Raw genomic sequence first — 17,045 nt, 5'->3', positions numbered from 1 at the left:
GGCGTGCTGATGTGGTGTACGCTCGCTGCATCCCGACCGGCAGGAAGCGGAAGCGCGTCACGCCTTCCTGGCGTGCGAGCGAAAGAGCCGGCCGCGTTCGGTGATCAGGATGGCAGCGAACGCGATCAGCGTGCATGACAGGAAGCCCGTGCTGAGTGGGATCAGCGTGCCGTCATAAGCCTGGCCGATGATCGTTCCCATCACGATGCCGAGCAGGGTCGTGATCGAACCGTACAGCGATGACGCGGTGCCGGCGATATGCCCGAGGGGTTCCATCGCCAGCGCGGTGAAGTTCGATACCATCAAGCCGAATGCAAACATGGTTGTCATGGCGAGCGCCATGTAGAGCGGGAGCGGCAGCATCTCCAGCCATGCCGCCGTCATCATCACGAATGATGCGGCCAGGAAAACGAAAAGGGCACCATGCGACATCGCCCGCATCCCAATTCGCCCCACGAAGCGGGCATTGACGAAGCCGGCGACGGCGACCCCCAGTGCAATGGCTGCAAAGGCGAGGGGAAAGTATCGGCCAAGACCGAAGATTTGCGTGAAGATCTGCTGAGCGGAGAAAACATAGGCGAACATCGTGCCCATGATCGCTCCTGCCGCGATCGCATAGCCGAGTGCTTGCCGGTTCGTCAGGGTTTCACGGAAATAACCGAGGACATCACGGACAGCGAGTGATTTACGATCCGCAAGCGACAACGTCTCCGGCATCCGCCAAGCCGTCCAGCTCAGGATGCCGAGACCGTAAATCAGCAGAACGACGAAGACACCGTGCCATTCCCTGGTCACGAGCATTACTGCCTGCCCGAGTGAGGGCGCAAGCACCGGAACCGAAATGAAGATCATCTGCGCCAGCGACATCACCGTCGCCATGCGCCGTCCCACATAGCAGTCGCGGACGACCGACGTTGCGATCACTCGCGTTGCCGACGTGCTCAATCCCTGGAGGACGCGAGCAAGCAGCAGCGTTTCGAAACTCGGAGCAGCCAGCGTCAGTAGGCTGGCGATGCCATAGAGGATCATGCCTCCCAAGAGGACGGGCCTACGGCCATACCTGTCTGACAACGGGCCGATGACGAGTTGGCCGATGCCGAAGCCGACCAGGAACAATGACAGCACCGTTTGCAGGTGGTTGGCATTTGAAACCCGGAACGCCGCGCCGATTTCCGGCAGCGCCGGCAGCATCATGTCCATGGCCAGCGGATTGAGAGCCATGATTGCCGCGATGAGAACCACGAACTCGCGAAAACCCATGGGGCGATGGGTCGTAGAGACCCATCGGTCGATACCTGTGTCTGTCAAAGTTGGAATGCCTCTGTTAGAGGAGGCCGATCTTCGCAGGCGATTGTGCGTCGCACAACCTACGGCAGCGCAAGGCTGGCCCGAGTTCGTTCAAGGAAAAGACGGACAGCGCGGTTTGTTCAATATCGCGGCGGCTTGCGAAGAATGATGTCTAAATTTGCCTGAGAAACGAGCGAAATTGTCTCTGATCCGGCGGCAAGAGCCGGAAGCAAGCGCAGTTCCCAAACGTCTTCACGGGAAAGTTATTGCGGCGCGATCAATGAAGGCGCGCAAGCGGTTTTGCCTTCGTGGCAGGCCCGGCGCAACGGCATTCGTCATGCCACCGTAGCGCCGGGCCCGCGCGATTTCGCTTCTTTACTGCATGCTCAGTTCGTGGCGGCCGACCACCATCCAGTGCACCTCATCCGGGCCATCGGCGAATCGCAGGTGGCGTACGTCCTGATACATCTCCGCCAGCGGCGTCCAGTGCGAGATGCCGGTCGCACCATGCATCTGGATCGCCTGGTCGATGATCTTGCAGGCGCGCTCCGGCACCATCGCCTTGACCATGCTGACCCACACGCGGGCTTCCTTGTTGCCGAGCACGTCCATCGCCTTCGCAGCCTTCAGCACCATCAGCCGCATGGATTCGATCTCGCAGCGGGCCTGCGCGATGATCTGCAGGTTGCCGCCGAGATGGGCGATCTGCTTGCCGAACGCCTGACGGGTGAGGCCGCGCGTGACCATCATGTCGAGCGCCTTCTCGGCCTTGCCGATGGTGCGCATGCAGTGATGGATGCGGCCGGGGCCGAGGCGTACTTGCGAAATCTCGAAGCCGCGGCCTTCACCGAGCAGCATGTTCTCCTTCGGCACGCGCACGTTGTTGAAACGGATGTGCATGTGCCCGCGTGGTGCATGGTCGTGGCCGAACACATGCATCGGGCCGAGGATTTCCACGCCAGGCGTGTCGCGCGGGACCAGGATCTGCGATTGCTGCTTGCTCGGCGGGGCATCGGGATTGGTCTTGACCATCACGATCATGATTTTGCAGCGCGGGTCGCCGGCGCCGGAGATAAAATACTTCTCGCCGTTGATCACGTATTCGTCACCGACGAGCTTCGCCGTGGTCGACACATTCTTGGCGTCCGAAGAGGCCACGTTCGGCTCGGTCATGACATAGGCGGAGCGGATTTCACCGTTGAGCAGCGGCTTCAACCACTTCTCCTTCTGCTCTTTGGTGCCGACGCGTTCCAGCACCTCCATGTTGCCAGTGTCGGGAGCTGCGCAGTTCATGGTCTCGGACGCCATCGGGCTCTTGCCGAGTTCGACTGCGATATAGGCGTAGTCGAGGTTCTTCAGACCTTCGCCAGAGTGGGCGTCGGGCAGGAAGAAGTTCCACAGGCCTTCGGCCTTGGCCTTGTCCTTGGCTTTCTGCAGCACCTCGAGCTGGCCCGGCGCGAAGCTCCACGGATCAGTCTTGTTCTGACCGAGGCGGATAAACTCCGACGTCATCGGATCGACCGTCTCCTTGATGAACTTGCGGACGTGATCGTAGAGCGGACGGACTTCATCCGACATCCGCAGATCGTTCAGCTCGTCACCAGGGTTCAGGACGTAGGATGTATTGCGGGGGGTATAAGCGAGCTTCAAAGTCTTCCTCCTCGAAACGACGGCCGTTGTCGCGCGGCCGTGAAGGCAAGACTTGTCCGCATGTTATGCAGCAAACAGGACTCGACACGGGCCAGGGCAGTTTGGCGTCTGGCCGACATTTTAACGGGATACAAGGCTAATGGAAATTAATTCCATGAAGCCCACAACATCACAGATGATTATATCCCCTGAATTGCGAGTGCATTATCCAGCCCGGATGTCCCGTCAATGAGGCTGTCGCAAGTTTTCGTTGTTCATCGCAGCAAATGTTGCGGATCGTGCAATTGTGGGCGACAAATCCCATTCCAACACGACCATGACGCCGCGCTATTTGGAAAGAGATCGAGCCGATGAGCAGCGAAACCTACACCCCACCCAAAGTTTGGCAATGGAATAAGGAGAGTGGCGGCCGCTTCGCCAATATCAACCGGCCGATTGCAGGTCCGACCCACGATAAGGAGCTGCCGGTCGGCAAGCATCCGCTGCAGCTCTACTCGCTGGGGACGCCGAACGGCGTCAAGGTGACGGTGATGCTCGAGGAGCTGCTGGCGCTCGGTCATCGCGGCGCCGAGTACGATGCCTGGCTGATCGAGATCGGCAAGGGTGATCAGTTCGGTAGCGGCTTTGTCGCGATCAACCCGAATTCGAAGATTCCGGCACTGCTCGATCGCAGCGGCTCGAAGCCGCGGCGGGTGTTCGAATCCGGATCGATCCTGCTCTACCTCGCGGAGAAGTTCGGCGCGTTCCTGCCGAAGGATCCCGACAAGCGTACGGAAGCGCTGAACTGGCTGTTCTGGCAGATGGGCAGCGCGCCTTATCTCGGTGGCGGCTTCGGCCACTTCTATGCCTATGCCCCGACCAAGATCGAATATGCGATCGACCGCTTCGCGATGGAAACCAAGCGCCAGCTCGATGTGCTCGACCGGCATCTCGCCGAGCACGAATATATGGCAGGCGACGAATACTCGGTCGCCGACATGGCAATTTGGCCCTGGTACGGAGCGCTGGCAAAGGGCTTGCTCTATGGCGGCGGCGAGTTCCTGCAGGTGCAGGATTACAAGCACGTCAACCGCTGGACGAATGCGATTGGTGAGCGGCCGGCGGTCAAACGCGGGCGCATGGTCAATCGCATGCAGGGCGATCCGAAGAGCCAGTTGCGCGAGCGGCACGACGCCAGCGATTTCGATACCAAAACGCAGGACAAGCTGGACGCGGCAAGCTCCACGACATGATCGCTGCCCCGAAGAGCTATTTCTACGAGTCGCAGGGGTTGCGGCTGCACTACGCGGACTGGGGCAACGAGGCGGCGCCGCCGCTGATCTTGCTTCATGGTGGCCGCGACCATTGCCGCAGTTGGGATGCGATCGCCCGGCAGCTGCAGCCGTACTTCCATGTCATGGCGCCGGATCTGCGGGGGCATGGTGATTCCGAATGGGCGAAAGCGAGCAGCTACAGCCTCGCCGATCATGTTTACGATCTGACCCATCTGGTTGGAGCGGGACGTGAAACGGTGGTTGTTGGCCATTCCTTTGGCGGGATGATCTCGCTGGCGTTTGCCGGGACCTATCCGGAGCGGGTTTCGCGCCTTGCCATTCTGGACGGTGCATTCCTGCCGCCGGAACCTTCTGCGACGATCGACGTGCAGATGGCTGACTGGATCGCCCAGCTCGACCGGATATCGACGCTGAGGGCACGCCGTTACCGCACCATTGCGGAAGCGGCCGAACGGATGTCTGCGCACAACAAACGGCTGACGTCCGAGCAGGCGCTGCATCTGGCGACCTATGCTGTGCGACAGCAGGCCGATGGCACCTATGTCTGGAAATACGATCCCTATCAGCGAGCGCGGGCGCCATATCGCTTGAGACGCGAGGACTACATCGGCCTGTGGTCTCGCATCACGGCGCCGACGCTGTTTTTATGCGGCGGAGAAAGTTCGATTCCTGATCCGGAAAAGTCCGGTATCCTGCGCCATTTTCAGCGGGCGCAACAAAAGGTCTTTGCCGGTGCCGCGCATTGGGTCCAGCACGACAGACTGGATGAGGTTTCCGCTGCGTTGCGGTCGTTTCTCGGTATTCCTGATTAATGGAGGTCGAGGTCGCCCCGCGAACAACCGGCGTTTCTCTTCCTTCCTCTCAACTCTTGTTGAGCGCGTCGAGCGCCTCGGCAAGGCCCCGGAACGAGAATGGCAGAACCATATTGCGGTCGGCGGCGTCCTTGACCTGGAGGCGGCCGCGCTCGTTCTGCGCACGCCAGCGCTTGAGAATGTCGTCCTTGATGACCGCATCGGCCATGCAGCCGCCAGGCAGGCATCTGCGCCAGGTCAGCGATGCGGGTTGTGGGTCCTTTTCGTCGACCGCAAGAAGCGGCGAACTCGGGAACGAGACATTGGGCGCGATGACCAGTGCGATCTTGAGCGGATCTTTCGGGGCTGGGCGGCCGATTGCGATCTGCACGATCGGCGCTGTTTGGCCCTGAAGCTGCAGCGACTGCACCACCTCGCAGGCTTTGGCCGCTTGATTGCCTTCCCCTTGGCGTTGGCACCGCAGCACCCAATCTCCGTAGGTCGCGGTGGTGGTTTGCGGGTCGGCGCTGACGGGCGCTGCGGCTGGCGCTCCGCCTTTCGTCGTCTGGCCCCAGACGGCTGTCGGGAGGAGGCTGGCGACAACAGCCATGGCGGTTGCGGAGCGCTGGAGCATCGACGTCAATCCCATGAAGCAAGATATTTTGATCTCTACTCTGCTTTCGCGCCGAGCTCCATAGGCGGGTCGCCAGACGACATCCTGGCCCGATGTTCGGCAGGGGAAAGCCGGTGTGCGGATACAGCCGGATTGGAGACTCCAGGCGAATTGACCGCGCGTGCTCCGCCGTCCATTAACATTCCGATTGTCTCGTCGCTTCCTTCAGTTTGACCATTGTCAGGAGCAGCTGATTGAGTGGCGTCGGGATCGCCCGTTGTGCGCCTTTGCCGACGATGAAGCCGTTCAGATAATCGATCTCCGTTGGTTTCCCTCGGACGATATCCTGCGCCGTCGACGAGTATTGATGAGGCATGTCGGCTGCGATCGTCATCGTCTTATCGTAGATGTCGTTTGGGATGGAAATACCTTCGGCATTAGCGACCGAGACACACTCGTTGACGATATTGCGGATCACCTCGCGTGTACCGTCAACGGCGACGAGCTTTCCATACGGCAGTTGCGACACCGCCGACAGCGCGTTGTACGAGCAGTTTGCGATCAGCTTGACCCAAAGTGCGCTGAGAACCTGTTCAGAGGCCGTGGTGGGAATTCCAGCAACATTGAGTGTTTCGGCAATGCGACGGCTGGCGGCGCTGAGGCCTATGATCAATTCGCCCCTGCCGTGATGCTTGACGTGGCCCACTCCCGCCATCTCAGTGGCCACATAAACCACTGCCGGAATCACGGTCTGCGGCAGCACTGCTTGTAGCCGCTCCGCGTTATCGACACCGTTTTGCAGCGACAACACCGTTGCGGTTGGCTTGAGAAAGGGAGCCATGGTGCGGCCAGCCGTCTCGGTGTCCGCGGATTTGACGCAAAAGAGGACGGTATCGGCTCCCTCGACGCCATTGGACGCCGTCGTAGCTTCCACCATCACATCCCCGGTGAAGGTCGCGCTTTCAAAGCGCAGGCCTTTCTGATTGATCGCATCGACATGCGATGGCCGACCGATCAGGCGAACGGAGTGGCCCGCGCGGGCGAGAAGCGCGCCAAAATAACAGCCGACTGCTCCAGCTCCCATGACCGCGAACTTCATCGAGCCTCCATGGCTATCCGTCAAGGCCATGTCCCTTTGCGTGGTCAGAGACAAGCCGGTTGCTGCGTTTGTGTATCAGCACGGCTTTGCGGCTGGAAGGCAGGAGTGCGTTGGCCGGCCGGCTGGAAGGCGGCGCGTTGATCCTGCGTAGGCGTGCAGGTTGGGGCAGTGCATAACTGTGAAGAACGGCGGCATCCGCTTCCGGACGCAGCCGCGCCCGCGCATCTAGGCTGCGGCTGCGATCTGGTGCGGCACGACGACGTGCTCCTTGAGAACGGTGCCGGTCGAATCGATTTCGCGCAACATCACATCGTAGCTCCAGAGATTGGCCAGATGCTGCAGGACACGGCGGGCATCGACTTCGCTCAGCAGCGCGCCATCCTGTACGGTGTGATGCAGCAGAAGCCGTCTGTCTCCGGCGAGGTCGACATCGACGATCTCGATGTTGGGTTCGATACTTCCGATGTCGTACTGCCGCGCGAGCGCGCGGCGAATGCGGCGGTAACCGCGTTCATCGTGGATGGAATCGACGCGAATGCCGGCCGTCTCCTCCGGATCGTCGTGTAGGTGGAACATGCGCATCCGCCGCATCAGGCTCGGGCTGAGGAACTGACTGACGAAGCTTTCGTCGCGATAGTTCTCCCAGATGTGCCGGAGCACACCCATCGTATCTCCCGTTCCCGCGATGTCCGGAAACCACGCGCGATCCTCTTCTTGCGGCTCTGTTACGATCCGCTCGATGTCCTGCATCATCGCAAATCCGATCGCGTACGGATTGAACCCTGCGTAACGTGGATCGTCGAACTCGGGTTGGAAGACGACATTCGTGTGCGATTGCAGGAATTCGAGGAAGTTTCCATCAGAGATTTGGCCTGTCTGATGCAGGCTGTTCATGATCCGATAGTGAACATAAGTCGCCGTACCCTCATTCATGACTTTGGTCTGGCCCTGCGGATAAAAGTACTGCGCGATGTGACGAACGATCCGTAGGAGCTCGCGTTGCCAGGCGTGCAGGCGGGGGGCGGACTTCTCCAGGAAATAGAGCAGATTCTCTTGCGGAAGACCGAGCAGGGCTCGCCGCCGCTCGACGTCAAGATCCGACGTGCTCTTCGCCGGGCCAGTCGGAACCATCTGCCACAGTTCGTTGAAAGAAGCTTCGGCATGGACGCGCCGCTCACGCGCGCGTTTTTCCTCTCCCGGCAAGTCCAGTTTCTTCTTGCCCGGATAGCGATCGACGCCGTGCGACATCAGCGCATGTGCCGCGTCGAGCGTTCTCTCAACCGCTGCGCGTCCGTGCCGTTCCTCGCAATACGCGACATAGTTCTTTGCAAAGCTCAGGTAGTCGAGAATGCCTTCCGCGTCGGTCCATTGCTTGAACAGATAGTTGTTCTTGAAGAAGTGATTGTGGCCGAACGCAGCGTGGGCAATGACCAGCGTTTGCATCGTCGCCGTATTTTCCTCCATCAGGTAGGAGATGCAGGGCGAACTGTTGATGACGATCTCGTAAGCCAGTCCTCGCAGGCCCTTGCGATAGAATGCTTCGTGGTGGGCGAAATGTTTTCCGAAGGACCAATGCTTATAGTACAGGGGCATACCGACGGAGGAATAGGCGTCGAGCATCTGCTCTGCAGTAATCACCTCGATCTGGTTGGGATAAGTGTCGAGTCCGAGTTCGGATACAGCAATGTCGGCGCAGCTGTCGTGAATGCGCTGAAGCGTCGAGAAGTCCCAATCGGCGCCGTGGAATAACAAGCCGGACGATACTGTATTCATGGAACGATACTTTCCTGTCCTCGGCGGCGATGGAAAAGATCGTGAAACACTGGGAAAATCTCGCTGCGACTGCTCACCTTCCGCATCGATAGGGGAGCGCCGTCGGCGCGGAGCCGCTGATAGAGCGACCAGATCGAAGAATCGGGAGAGCCGAAGATTTCGCTGTCGGCTTCGCTCACTTCGAGATAGGCGAAGAACTGCGTCACCGGCAGAATGGACTCGGATAGCAGGCGGCCGGTGAGCTCACTGTCCGAATAGGAATTGTCGCCGTCAGATGCCTGCGCCGCATAGATGTTCCAGTCTTCCGGACGGAAGCGCGACCGAACGATGGCGTGCATGGCTTCCAGCGCACTCGATACCAGTGTGCCGCCGGAGGCCGGGCCATGGAAGAAGGTCTGCTCGTCGACCTCTTCGGCGTGATCGGTGTGGCGGATGAAGACGATTTCGACATGCCGGTAGCGCCGCGTGAGAAACACGTACAGCAGCATATAGAAGCGCTTCGCGAGATCCTTCATATGTTCGGTCATCGAACCCGAGACGTCCATCAGACAGAACATCACGGCCTGCGCAGCAGGCTTCCGTGTCGGTTCGAACTTGCGATAGCGAATATCGATCGGATCAATGAAGGGAATCCGGCGGGCCTTGGCCTTCAACGCTTCGATTTCCGCCTGGATCGCCAGACGACGCTTCTCGTCGGTGCAATCGAGCAGTTCCGTTTCAAGTTCGGCGATCGCCATGCGTGTCGGCCGCCCCAGGGCGACCCGGCGAGCCATCGCAAGGCGGACGGTGCGCCCAACCGCGAGGTTCGCGGGCGACCCCGACGTCATGTAGCCGGCACGGCGGATGCCGTCCTGCTCGGCTTCCGCAAGTCTGCGCTTGGCCATATCAGGAAGCTCGAGATCGTCGAGGAACAGGTCGACAAACTCTTCCTTGGTCAAGACGAAGCGGAAGCTATCTTCGCTATCGCCTTCCCCTGGGTCGCGCGGCCTGCCGCTGGCTTCACCCGAGCGGGGCAGCATGTCGCCCTCCACGAACTTCTTGTTTCCGGGAAGGACCAGATCGCGTTTGCCGCCTTCCCGATGAAACCGCGGTTCATGCATGCCGTCGAGCGGGATACTGACTTCCGCGCCTTCGAGGACATCTTTGATGTCCTTGTCTTGTGAGGACTTCTTGACCGCATCCTGGACCAGCGCCTTGGCCCGACGCAGGAAGCGTTGCCGATTCTCGAGACTCTTGCTGCTCGGATTCAGCCGGCGATCGACAATATGCATGAACGTTTCCGCGTTGCTGTCAGCCCGCCTGTTTGACGCGCATGTACCATTCAACGAGACGGCGGACCTGACGTTCAGTGTAGCCGCGTTCGACCATCCGGGCGACGAATTCGCCGTGCTTCTTTTCGGTTTCGCCGTCCTTCTTCGACCCGAACGATATGACCGGCAGCAGATCCTCGACTTGCGAGAAGATCCGCTTTTCGATCACCTCGCGGATCTTCTCGTAGCTGGTCCACGATGGATTCTTGCCATTGTTCTGTGCACGGGCCCGAAGCGAAAACTTGACCACCTCGTTGCGGAAGTCCTTCGGATTGGCAATCCCCGCCGGCTTCTCGATCTTGGTCAGCTCCTGGTTGAGCAATTCGCGGTCCATGAGTTGGCCCGTGTCCGGGTCCTTGAAGTCCTGGTCCTCGATCCATGCGTCGGCGTAATCGACATAGCGATCGAACAGATTCTGACCGTAATCGGCGTACGACTCCAGGTATGCTTTCTGAATTTCGTGACCGATGAATTCGGCATATCGCGGTACGAGATCGGCCTTGATGAATTCCAGATAGCGCTTCTCGGTTTCTTCAGGCAGTTGCTCGCGGCGAATGGCCTGTTCGAGCGTGTACATCAGGTGTACTGGGTCGGCGCCGACCTCAGCCGTGTCGTGGTTGAACGTCGCGGCAAGGACTTTGAAGGCAAAGCGTGTCGAGACGCCATCCATGCCTTCGTCGACCCCGGCTGCATCCTTATACTCCTGAACGCTGCGCGCCTTCGGGTCGGATTCCTTCAGGCTTTCGCCGTCATACACCCGCATTTTCGCGAACAGCGTCGAGTTCTCGTGCTTGCGCAGCCGCGATACAACCGAGAAGCGTGCCAGCGCCTGCAACGTCGCTGGTGCGCATGGCGCGTTGGCGAGTTCAGACCCCTGGATCAACTTCTCGTAGATCTTCTGTTCTTCGGTGACACGCAGGCAGTACGGCACCTTGATGACGCAGATGCGGTCGATGAAGGCTTCGTTGTTCTTGTTGGCTTTGAAGCTCTGCCACTCGGATTCGTTTGAGTGGGCGAGGATGATGCCGGTGAAGGGAATGGCGCCGATGTTCTCAGTGCCGATGTAGTTGCCTTCCTGCGTCGCGGTCAGCAACGGATGCAGCATCTTGATCGGCGCCTTGAACATCTCGACGAATTCAAGAATGCCCTGGTTGGCCCGGTTCAGGCCGCCCGAGTAGCTGTAAGCGTCGGGATCGTTCTGCGCGAAGGTTTCGAGCTTGCGGATATCGACCTTGCCGACCAGGGACGAGATGTCCTGGTTGTTCTCGTCGCCGGGTTCGGTCTTGGCGATACCGATCTGCCGCAGCCGCGACGGCTGAATGCGCGCCACGCGGAAGCGTGAGATATCGCCGCCGAAGGATTCAAGGCGCTTGTAGCACCACGGGCTCATCAGCCCGGTCAGGCGCCGGCGCGGAATGCCGTAACGCTCCTCGATCATCGGCCCCAAGGTTTCGGGATCGAACAGGCTGAGCGGGCTTTCGAAGACGGGGCTGAGTTCGTCGCCCGCTTTCAGCACGTAAATCGGATGGACCTCCATCAACGATTTCAAGCGTTCCGCGAGGGAGGATTTGCCGCCGCCGACAGGGCCGAGCAGATAGAGGATCTGCTTCCGCTCTTCGAGTCCCTGCGCCGCGTGCCGGAAGAACGCAACGATGCGTTCGATCGTCTCTTCCATGCCGTAGAAGCCGGCGAATGCGGGATAGATGCGCATCGTCCGGTTCAAAAAGATACGGCCAAGGCGCGGGTCCTTGGCCGTGTCTATCATCTGCGGCTCGCCGATGGCTGCTAGCAGTCGTTCCGCTGCATTCGCGTATCGCATTGGATCGTCGCGACACGCTTCGAGATAATCCGACATCGACATGTCTGTCTCGCTTCGCGCCTCGAACGATCGGGCGAACGCGTTGAACAGAGCATCGTTGTACATGGTCCTCTCCTTGTCAGGTCGGGCCGGTTGATCGGCACTCGGCATCCGCAACATCTGGAGCGACCGAACGCGAATCAGCATCGGCACTTTGACCAGATTGGACGCCTTGCGGGGCGATTGTGCAACGCACAAGGCGAGCAGAACTCGGTTAATTAACAAGCAATGTGTGCAAAAGTTGCTCATCGCCAAGGGGCGATGATCGAAATTGCGGTATGCATGCACGACATTGTGCAGCGTCATCTTGTCCCGTCTTACTTCCGTTGCAAAATTTGCGCGCTTTCGCTGCACAATATTGGTGCGCAAGCATCTTGAACGAAACATATGCGCGCGGATTGCTCCGCCAAGGCTGATATCGGCAACAATTCGCGATTTGCAATTCGGTGATCGGTGTTTCTGTGCCGCTTCCAAATACAAGATAACGTCCTAGATGACAGTGATGCGCAATCCGGTTCGTGCTCTTCTCGTCGCGATCGTCATTGTTGGCGGACTTCTGCTGCTGCAGCCGCAAATCAGGCAGGTGTTCTTGGCGGCGTCCGAGCCGCGAGTGATTGCTCCGCGAGGAGCGCTCGCCGATTTCGAGCAGACCGCCGTCGCCTTGTTCGAACGCGTTTCGCCGTCGGTCGTACAGGTCGTCGTTCCGCACGCGAATTCGTTGTCCGAGAACGGTGACGGACGGGACTCCGAGCAGGTTGGAACGGGCACGGGCTTCGTCTGGGACGATGCAGGCAATATCGTCACCAACGCGCATGTGGTCGGTACCAGTGACCGCGTCGTGATCCGCACCGCATCCGGACAGGTGATGCGCGCCGATGTGGTAGGACGCGCATCGAACTACGATCTTGCCGTCGTGCGCATTGGCGGCAGCTCGCTGCCGCCGCCAGTGGCGGTCGGCTCTTCGACGGACCTGAAGGTGGGACAGGCGGTCTTTGCGATCGGTAATCCGTTTGGCCTCGATCAGTCGCTGACGACGGGCATCATCAGCGCATTGAAGCGTCGTATGCCGACGGCGGGCGGCCGCGAGGTTGCCGGGGTGATACAGACCGATGCGGCGATCAATCCCGGCAATTCCGGTGGTCCGTTGCTCGATTCGGCCGGACGGCTGATCGGCGTCAACACGGCGATCCTGTCGCCATCCGGGACCAATGCCGGTATTGGTTTCGCTATCCCGGTCGACATCGTCAACCGCGTCGTTCCGGAGTTGATCCGCACAGGCCGGGTGCCGACACCGGGAATTGGTATCGTCGCCGCGAGTGAGGCGGTTGCGGCCCGGCTTGGCGTGGAGGGGATCGTAATCGTTCGCGTTGTCCCTGGTTCGCCGGCTGACCGTGTCGGCTTGCGCGGAGTGGATCTTGGGGCAGGAGCCATTGGCGACGTTATCGTTGCCGTGAACGGAAAGCCGGTCCGACGGCTGGCGGATCTCACCGACGTCCTCGAGCAGACCAAGCTCGACGCGACCGTCGATTTAACCGTGGTCCGCGATGGAAGCCGGCGTCAGGTTTCGGTTGGCGTGGTGGACATCTCGCGAAGTTGATCCGGCGTCTGGGCAGCCATCGGCAGAGTGAGGCTGCGCATCGGGATTGCGAGATCAGGGATGCCGAAGAGCGGCAATCATCATCCTGGATTTTCCAGACTGAACAGCTCTGTTTGCTCGTCATAGGCAAACAGCTCCGCATAGCGGCCCCAGGAGATGATGGTCTCCAACGTCTCGTCCGCATAGCTTTCCGACATGTAGTCTTCGAGCTCGTTGCGAAAGCGCGCCGCAGGCGCCGTGTGCGTGGGGCGTTCATCCAAGACGCGCCGGATCAGACCGGTCAAGGGGACGTAGGCCATCAGATGCTCGGCAAACAGCTTCTTGCGACCGTCGGTGTCCATTGACGCGAACAGCTTGCCTGCCTCGGTCAGGATCAGATCGCCTTCACGCAATTGTGCGAATCGCAGCAACTGAAGAGCCTCGCCGAGGGGAAGCAGTTCGTCCGCTTCCATCTGCAGGATTGCGGCGAGAACGGGCAGGTCGGCGTGTCCGTCATACGGCGGTCCGGCGAGAGCCTCGATCAGTCCGGACAGAACGTTGGACGAGACATGGTTGAGGATCGTACCGACGCTCGCTTCGTGCGGACCTTCGCTCGCAGTCGCCGGCGCCTCCGCTCGTTGCGTCATGCGCGCGTAAATATTGTCCACCAGCTGACGGAACTTCGGATCGAGGCGATTGCGAGGATGCGGTAGATCGATCCTGATTTCGGCCGCGACACGCCCTGGATTGGATGAGAACACCAGGATTCGATCGCACATCAGGACGGCTTCTTCGATGTTGTGCGTTACCATCAGCACCGATTTGATAGGCAGACGTCCTTCCATCCACAGATCGATCAAGTCCGTGCGCAAGGTCTCGGCGGTCAGGACGTCGAGGGCCGAAAAAGGTTCGTCCATCAGCAGCAGGTCCGGATGCACCACGAGCGCCCGTGCAAAGCCGACGCGTTGGCGCATGCCGCCGGAAAGTTCTTTCGGATAGGCGGATTCGAATCCGTCCAGGCCGATGAGGTCGATCGCGGCCAGCGCTCGCTTGCGGCGTTCGCCACGATCAATGCTCTTTGGATCCAGGCCGAACTCGACGTTCTCCAGCACTGTGAGCCAGGGGAATAGCGCGAACGACTGGAACACCATCGCAACGCCTTGCGGCGGGCCTTCGATCGGTCGGCCATGGTAGGTCGCGGTGCCGGTCGACGAGGTGAGAAGGCCGGCGATGATCCGGAGCAGGGTCGATTTGCCCGAGCCGGAACGGCCGAGCAGACCGACGATCTCGCCGGAGCGAATGGTCAGATCGACCTTGTCGAGAACCAGCAGGTCTTCACCGCTTCCTTTCAGGAAGCTTCGTCCGACCTGACGGACATCGACAAGGACGTCGGAGGGGACGGTTCCTTGCATAACAAGCCTCATTGCTGGTCAGCCAAGCCGGAGATGCCGCTCACCGTAGGCATAGAGCGGTCGCCAGAACAGCCGGTTGAACAGTGTCACGAAGATGCACATGACGCAGATGCCGAGCAACACGCGGGGGAAGTCGCCTGTTTCCGTGGCTTGCGCGATATAGGCGCCGATGCCTGTCGCGCTGAGCCTGGTGTCGCCCCAGCTCGCGACCTCGGCGACGATACTGGCATTCCATGATCCGCCCGAGGCGGTGATGGCTCCGGTCACGTAGTAAGGGAATATTCCCGGCAGGATGACGTGGCGCCACCAGCGCCAGCCGGTGACGTGAAAGCTTCGCCCGGCTTCCTTCAGGTCGCTCGGGAAGGCGCTTGCGCCGGCGATGACGTTGAAGAGGATGTACCACTGCGTTCCGAGGATCATCAGCGGCGACAGCCAGATGTTGGCGTTCAGGCCGTAGTGGACAATCAGAACGACGAAAGCCGGGAAAGCGATGTTGGCCGGAAAGGCCGCGAGAAACTGTGCGAGCGGTTGAACCCTTTCTGCCAATCGCGGCCGTAACCCGATCCAGACACCGATTGGAATCCAGATCAGGCTGGCGATGATCATCAAAATGACCACACGCGTCAGGGTCACTGCTGCGAGCAGTGCGGCATCGCCGGCGTCCGCCAGCGTCAGCGTGGCTCCCAGATAGGCGATGACCTTCCAAGCTGCGAATGCGACGATCGCGAGAATGAGCGCGAGCCAGACGCCATCGATCCACCTGCGATCGGCTGCAACGCGAGGCAGCTGTAGCCTTAGTCGCGGCAACCATGCAACCGGCAGATGAAGCGAGAGCAACGACGACAACCCGCGCCGGCATGCGCTCGCGAGCGCGCGCAAAATCTTGGTCCTTCGAAAGATGTCGAGGACCCAGGAGCTCGGTTCGGTGGTGGAGGCAGTCTGTTCAAATCGGAACTTGTCGGCCCAGGCGACGATCGGTCGGAACAAGAGCTGATCATATAACAGAATGACGATGAACATCGCCAGCAGCGCATAGCCGACCGCGGTGAGGTTCTGTTCCTTGATCGCTAGGGCGACATAGGCGCCGATGCCCGGCAGGCTGACGGTGGTGTCGCCCACCGCGATCGCTTCGGATGCGACCACGAAGAACCATCCGCCCGACATCGACATCATCATGTTCCAGATGAGGCCCGGCATGGCGTAAGGCACATCGAGACGCCAGAACCGCCGCCAGCCAGTGAGGTGAAAGCTCTTGCAGGCCTCCTCTAGATCCTTTGGCACGTTACGTAGCGACTGATAGAAGCTGAAGGCCATATTCCAGGCCTGGCTCGTGAAGATCGCAAAGATCGCGGCCAGTTCAGCGCCGAGAACTCGGCCGGGAAACAACCCCATGAAGAACAGCACTGTGAAGGTGAGAAAACCGAGGATGGGAACGGACTGAAGGATGTCCAGAATCGGAATCAGGACCATTTCCGCTCGCCGGCTCTTGGCGGCCAAGGTCGCGTAGAGGACCGCGAAAGCCAGCGAAACCACCATCGCCGTTAGCATGCGCAGCATCGTACGCAGGGCGTATTCCGGCAGGTTGGCCGGATCGAGCGAAACGGGTGGAAAGTCGAGGGCCGCAAGCGGCGCGTTTGTTTGCTCCGCCGCATACGCCATCAGGACAAAGCCGCCCAGAATGAGGACGAGAGCCATCACATCCCAGAGATTGGGAAGGATGGACCGACCCAGCACCAGAGGCGATGTCATGCGGAGGTTCATGCCGTGTCTCGTGCGCAGAAGGATTGAGGCAAGTCAATCGGCCATTCTGATGCGGCGCGCAGCAGAAACGGTGCAGGACATGCCGCTCCCTGGGGAGGCGTCGGATCACCGCTATCTACGGATGTCTCGCTCTAAGCCCCTGCCTGGCGGTGATAGACTCATTTTGCACGACAGGTTTATGACGCCCTAAGCGGGGCCGATCCAACATCGGTCACCTGGAGCAGCGCAAGGGAGTTCAGCGGACCTATGCGGAGAGTTCGGATGGTATTCCTCTAGCGGTCGGGATGCGCACGCGCGACCTGTTCGGTGGATTCGAGTGTGGCGAGATACGACCATGGGAAGATGCCGCGCGCGTGACCATCGGAGAAAGCAATGTTGAGGCCGTAATGCCCCATTGGAACGAGCCGATCGATGGTCACGCCCTCGAATGTGCTCGGAAATGCGTTGTCGATGCGGGCACGAACGCAATGAGCGCAGCGGCAGGCGGCGCGCAGGCCGGCTGCGTCGAGGTCGACCGTCCGGCCGGTATCGAGAGTGATCTCGAGTTGCCGCCGGTCGGCGCTGACGTCGACGTGGTCCGGCGGGCTGTTAGCAAGGACGGGTTGCGACGGCGGCATGGTTCTTCTCCGGAGCTGGATCTC

The 17,045-nt window shown here is 60.1% G+C and carries 13 protein-coding genes; 3 read left to right on the top strand and 10 right to left on the bottom strand.

The features are described from left to right. Positions 1 to 57 precede the first annotated feature (57 nt). A complete protein-coding gene (locus X566_RS04175; RefSeq protein WP_409337808.1) occupies positions 58 to 1,260 on the bottom strand; it encodes a multidrug effflux MFS transporter in 1,203 nt (400 codons plus the stop codon). A 402-nt stretch (positions 1,261 to 1,662) separates the two neighbouring features. Further along, complete coding sequence (locus tag X566_RS04170) at positions 1,663 to 2,937, bottom strand: acyl-CoA dehydrogenase family protein (RefSeq protein ID WP_034463749.1); 1,275 nt, start codon at positions 2,935 to 2,937, stop codon at positions 1,663 to 1,665. A gap of 350 nt (positions 2,938 to 3,287) precedes the next feature. On the opposite strand from X566_RS04170, the gene yghU reads away from it, so the two are divergent. Then, positions 3,288 to 4,169 carry a glutathione-dependent disulfide-bond oxidoreductase gene (yghU, locus tag X566_RS04165; protein WP_034463746.1) on the top strand — a complete coding sequence of 294 codons (882 nt, stop codon included), beginning with the start codon at positions 3,288 to 3,290 and terminating at the stop codon, positions 4,167 to 4,169. Next, positions 4,166 to 5,023 carry an alpha/beta fold hydrolase gene (locus X566_RS04160; protein ID WP_034463744.1) on the top strand — a complete coding sequence of 286 codons (858 nt, stop codon included), beginning with the start codon at positions 4,166 to 4,168 and terminating at the stop codon, positions 5,021 to 5,023. Before yghU ends, X566_RS04160 begins: the two co-directional genes overlap by 4 nt. Positions 5,024 to 5,072: 49 nt before the next feature. On the opposite strand, the gene X566_RS04155 is transcribed toward X566_RS04160, so the two are convergent. The 5 genes from X566_RS04155 to X566_RS04135 all read right to left on the bottom strand — a co-directional run bounded on the left by X566_RS04155 (position 5,073) and on the right by X566_RS04135 (position 11,721). After that, positions 5,073 to 5,636 carry an invasion associated locus B family protein gene (locus X566_RS04155; protein ID WP_160170440.1) on the bottom strand — a complete coding sequence of 188 codons (564 nt, stop codon included), beginning with the start codon at positions 5,634 to 5,636 and terminating at the stop codon, positions 5,073 to 5,075. Positions 5,637 to 5,811: 175 nt separating this feature from the next. After that, positions 5,812 to 6,714 carry a ketopantoate reductase family protein gene (locus tag X566_RS04150; protein ID WP_034467816.1) on the bottom strand — a complete coding sequence of 301 codons (903 nt, stop codon included), beginning with the start codon at positions 6,712 to 6,714 and terminating at the stop codon, positions 5,812 to 5,814. Positions 6,715 to 6,939: 225 nt separating this feature from the next. Beyond that, positions 6,940 to 8,487 carry a SpoVR family protein gene (locus X566_RS04145; RefSeq protein WP_034463741.1) on the bottom strand — a complete coding sequence of 516 codons (1,548 nt, stop codon included), beginning with the start codon at positions 8,485 to 8,487 and terminating at the stop codon, positions 6,940 to 6,942. Then, positions 8,484 to 9,758, bottom strand: a complete 1,275-nt coding sequence (locus X566_RS04140) for a YeaH/YhbH family protein (RefSeq protein WP_034463739.1) — start codon at positions 9,756 to 9,758, stop codon at positions 8,484 to 8,486. Before X566_RS04140 ends, X566_RS04145 begins: the two co-directional genes overlap by 4 nt. A 19-nt stretch (positions 9,759 to 9,777) precedes the next feature. Then, positions 9,778 to 11,721 (bottom strand): PrkA family serine protein kinase, encoded by a 1,944-nt coding sequence (locus X566_RS04135; protein ID WP_034467813.1) that lies wholly within the window; start codon positions 11,719 to 11,721, stop codon positions 9,778 to 9,780. Between the two features lie 427 nt (positions 11,722 to 12,148). Between X566_RS04135 and X566_RS04130 the strand changes: the two genes are divergently transcribed. Beyond that, positions 12,149 to 13,252: a S1C family serine protease gene (locus tag X566_RS04130; RefSeq protein ID WP_409337807.1), complete on the top strand. Its 1,104-nt coding sequence runs from the start codon at positions 12,149 to 12,151 to the stop codon at positions 13,250 to 13,252. Positions 13,253 to 13,332: 80 nt separating this feature from the next. On the opposite strand, the gene X566_RS04125 is transcribed toward X566_RS04130, so the two are convergent. From X566_RS04125 to X566_RS04115, 3 genes are all read right to left on the bottom strand, one after another. Then, positions 13,333 to 14,643 carry an AAA-associated domain-containing protein gene (locus X566_RS04125; protein WP_034463736.1) on the bottom strand — a complete coding sequence of 437 codons (1,311 nt, stop codon included), beginning with the start codon at positions 14,641 to 14,643 and terminating at the stop codon, positions 13,333 to 13,335. Between the two features lie 18 nt (positions 14,644 to 14,661). Then, entirely contained in the window at positions 14,662 to 16,392 is a 1,731-nt protein-coding gene (locus tag X566_RS04120) for an ABC transporter permease subunit (RefSeq protein WP_244434673.1), read from the bottom strand. A gap of 284 nt (positions 16,393 to 16,676) precedes the next feature. Next, positions 16,677 to 17,021: a DUF971 domain-containing protein gene (locus X566_RS04115; RefSeq protein WP_051443860.1), complete on the bottom strand. Its 345-nt coding sequence runs from the start codon at positions 17,019 to 17,021 to the stop codon at positions 16,677 to 16,679. Positions 17,022 to 17,045: the final 24 nt, after the last annotated feature.

It is taken from the genome of Afipia sp. P52-10 (assembly GCF_000516555.1).
Taxonomy (GTDB): Bacteria; Pseudomonadota; Alphaproteobacteria; order Rhizobiales; family Xanthobacteraceae; genus P52-10.
The sequence above is the reverse complement of the archived record's forward strand: the minus strand, read 5'-3'. Positions and strand labels throughout refer to the sequence as shown.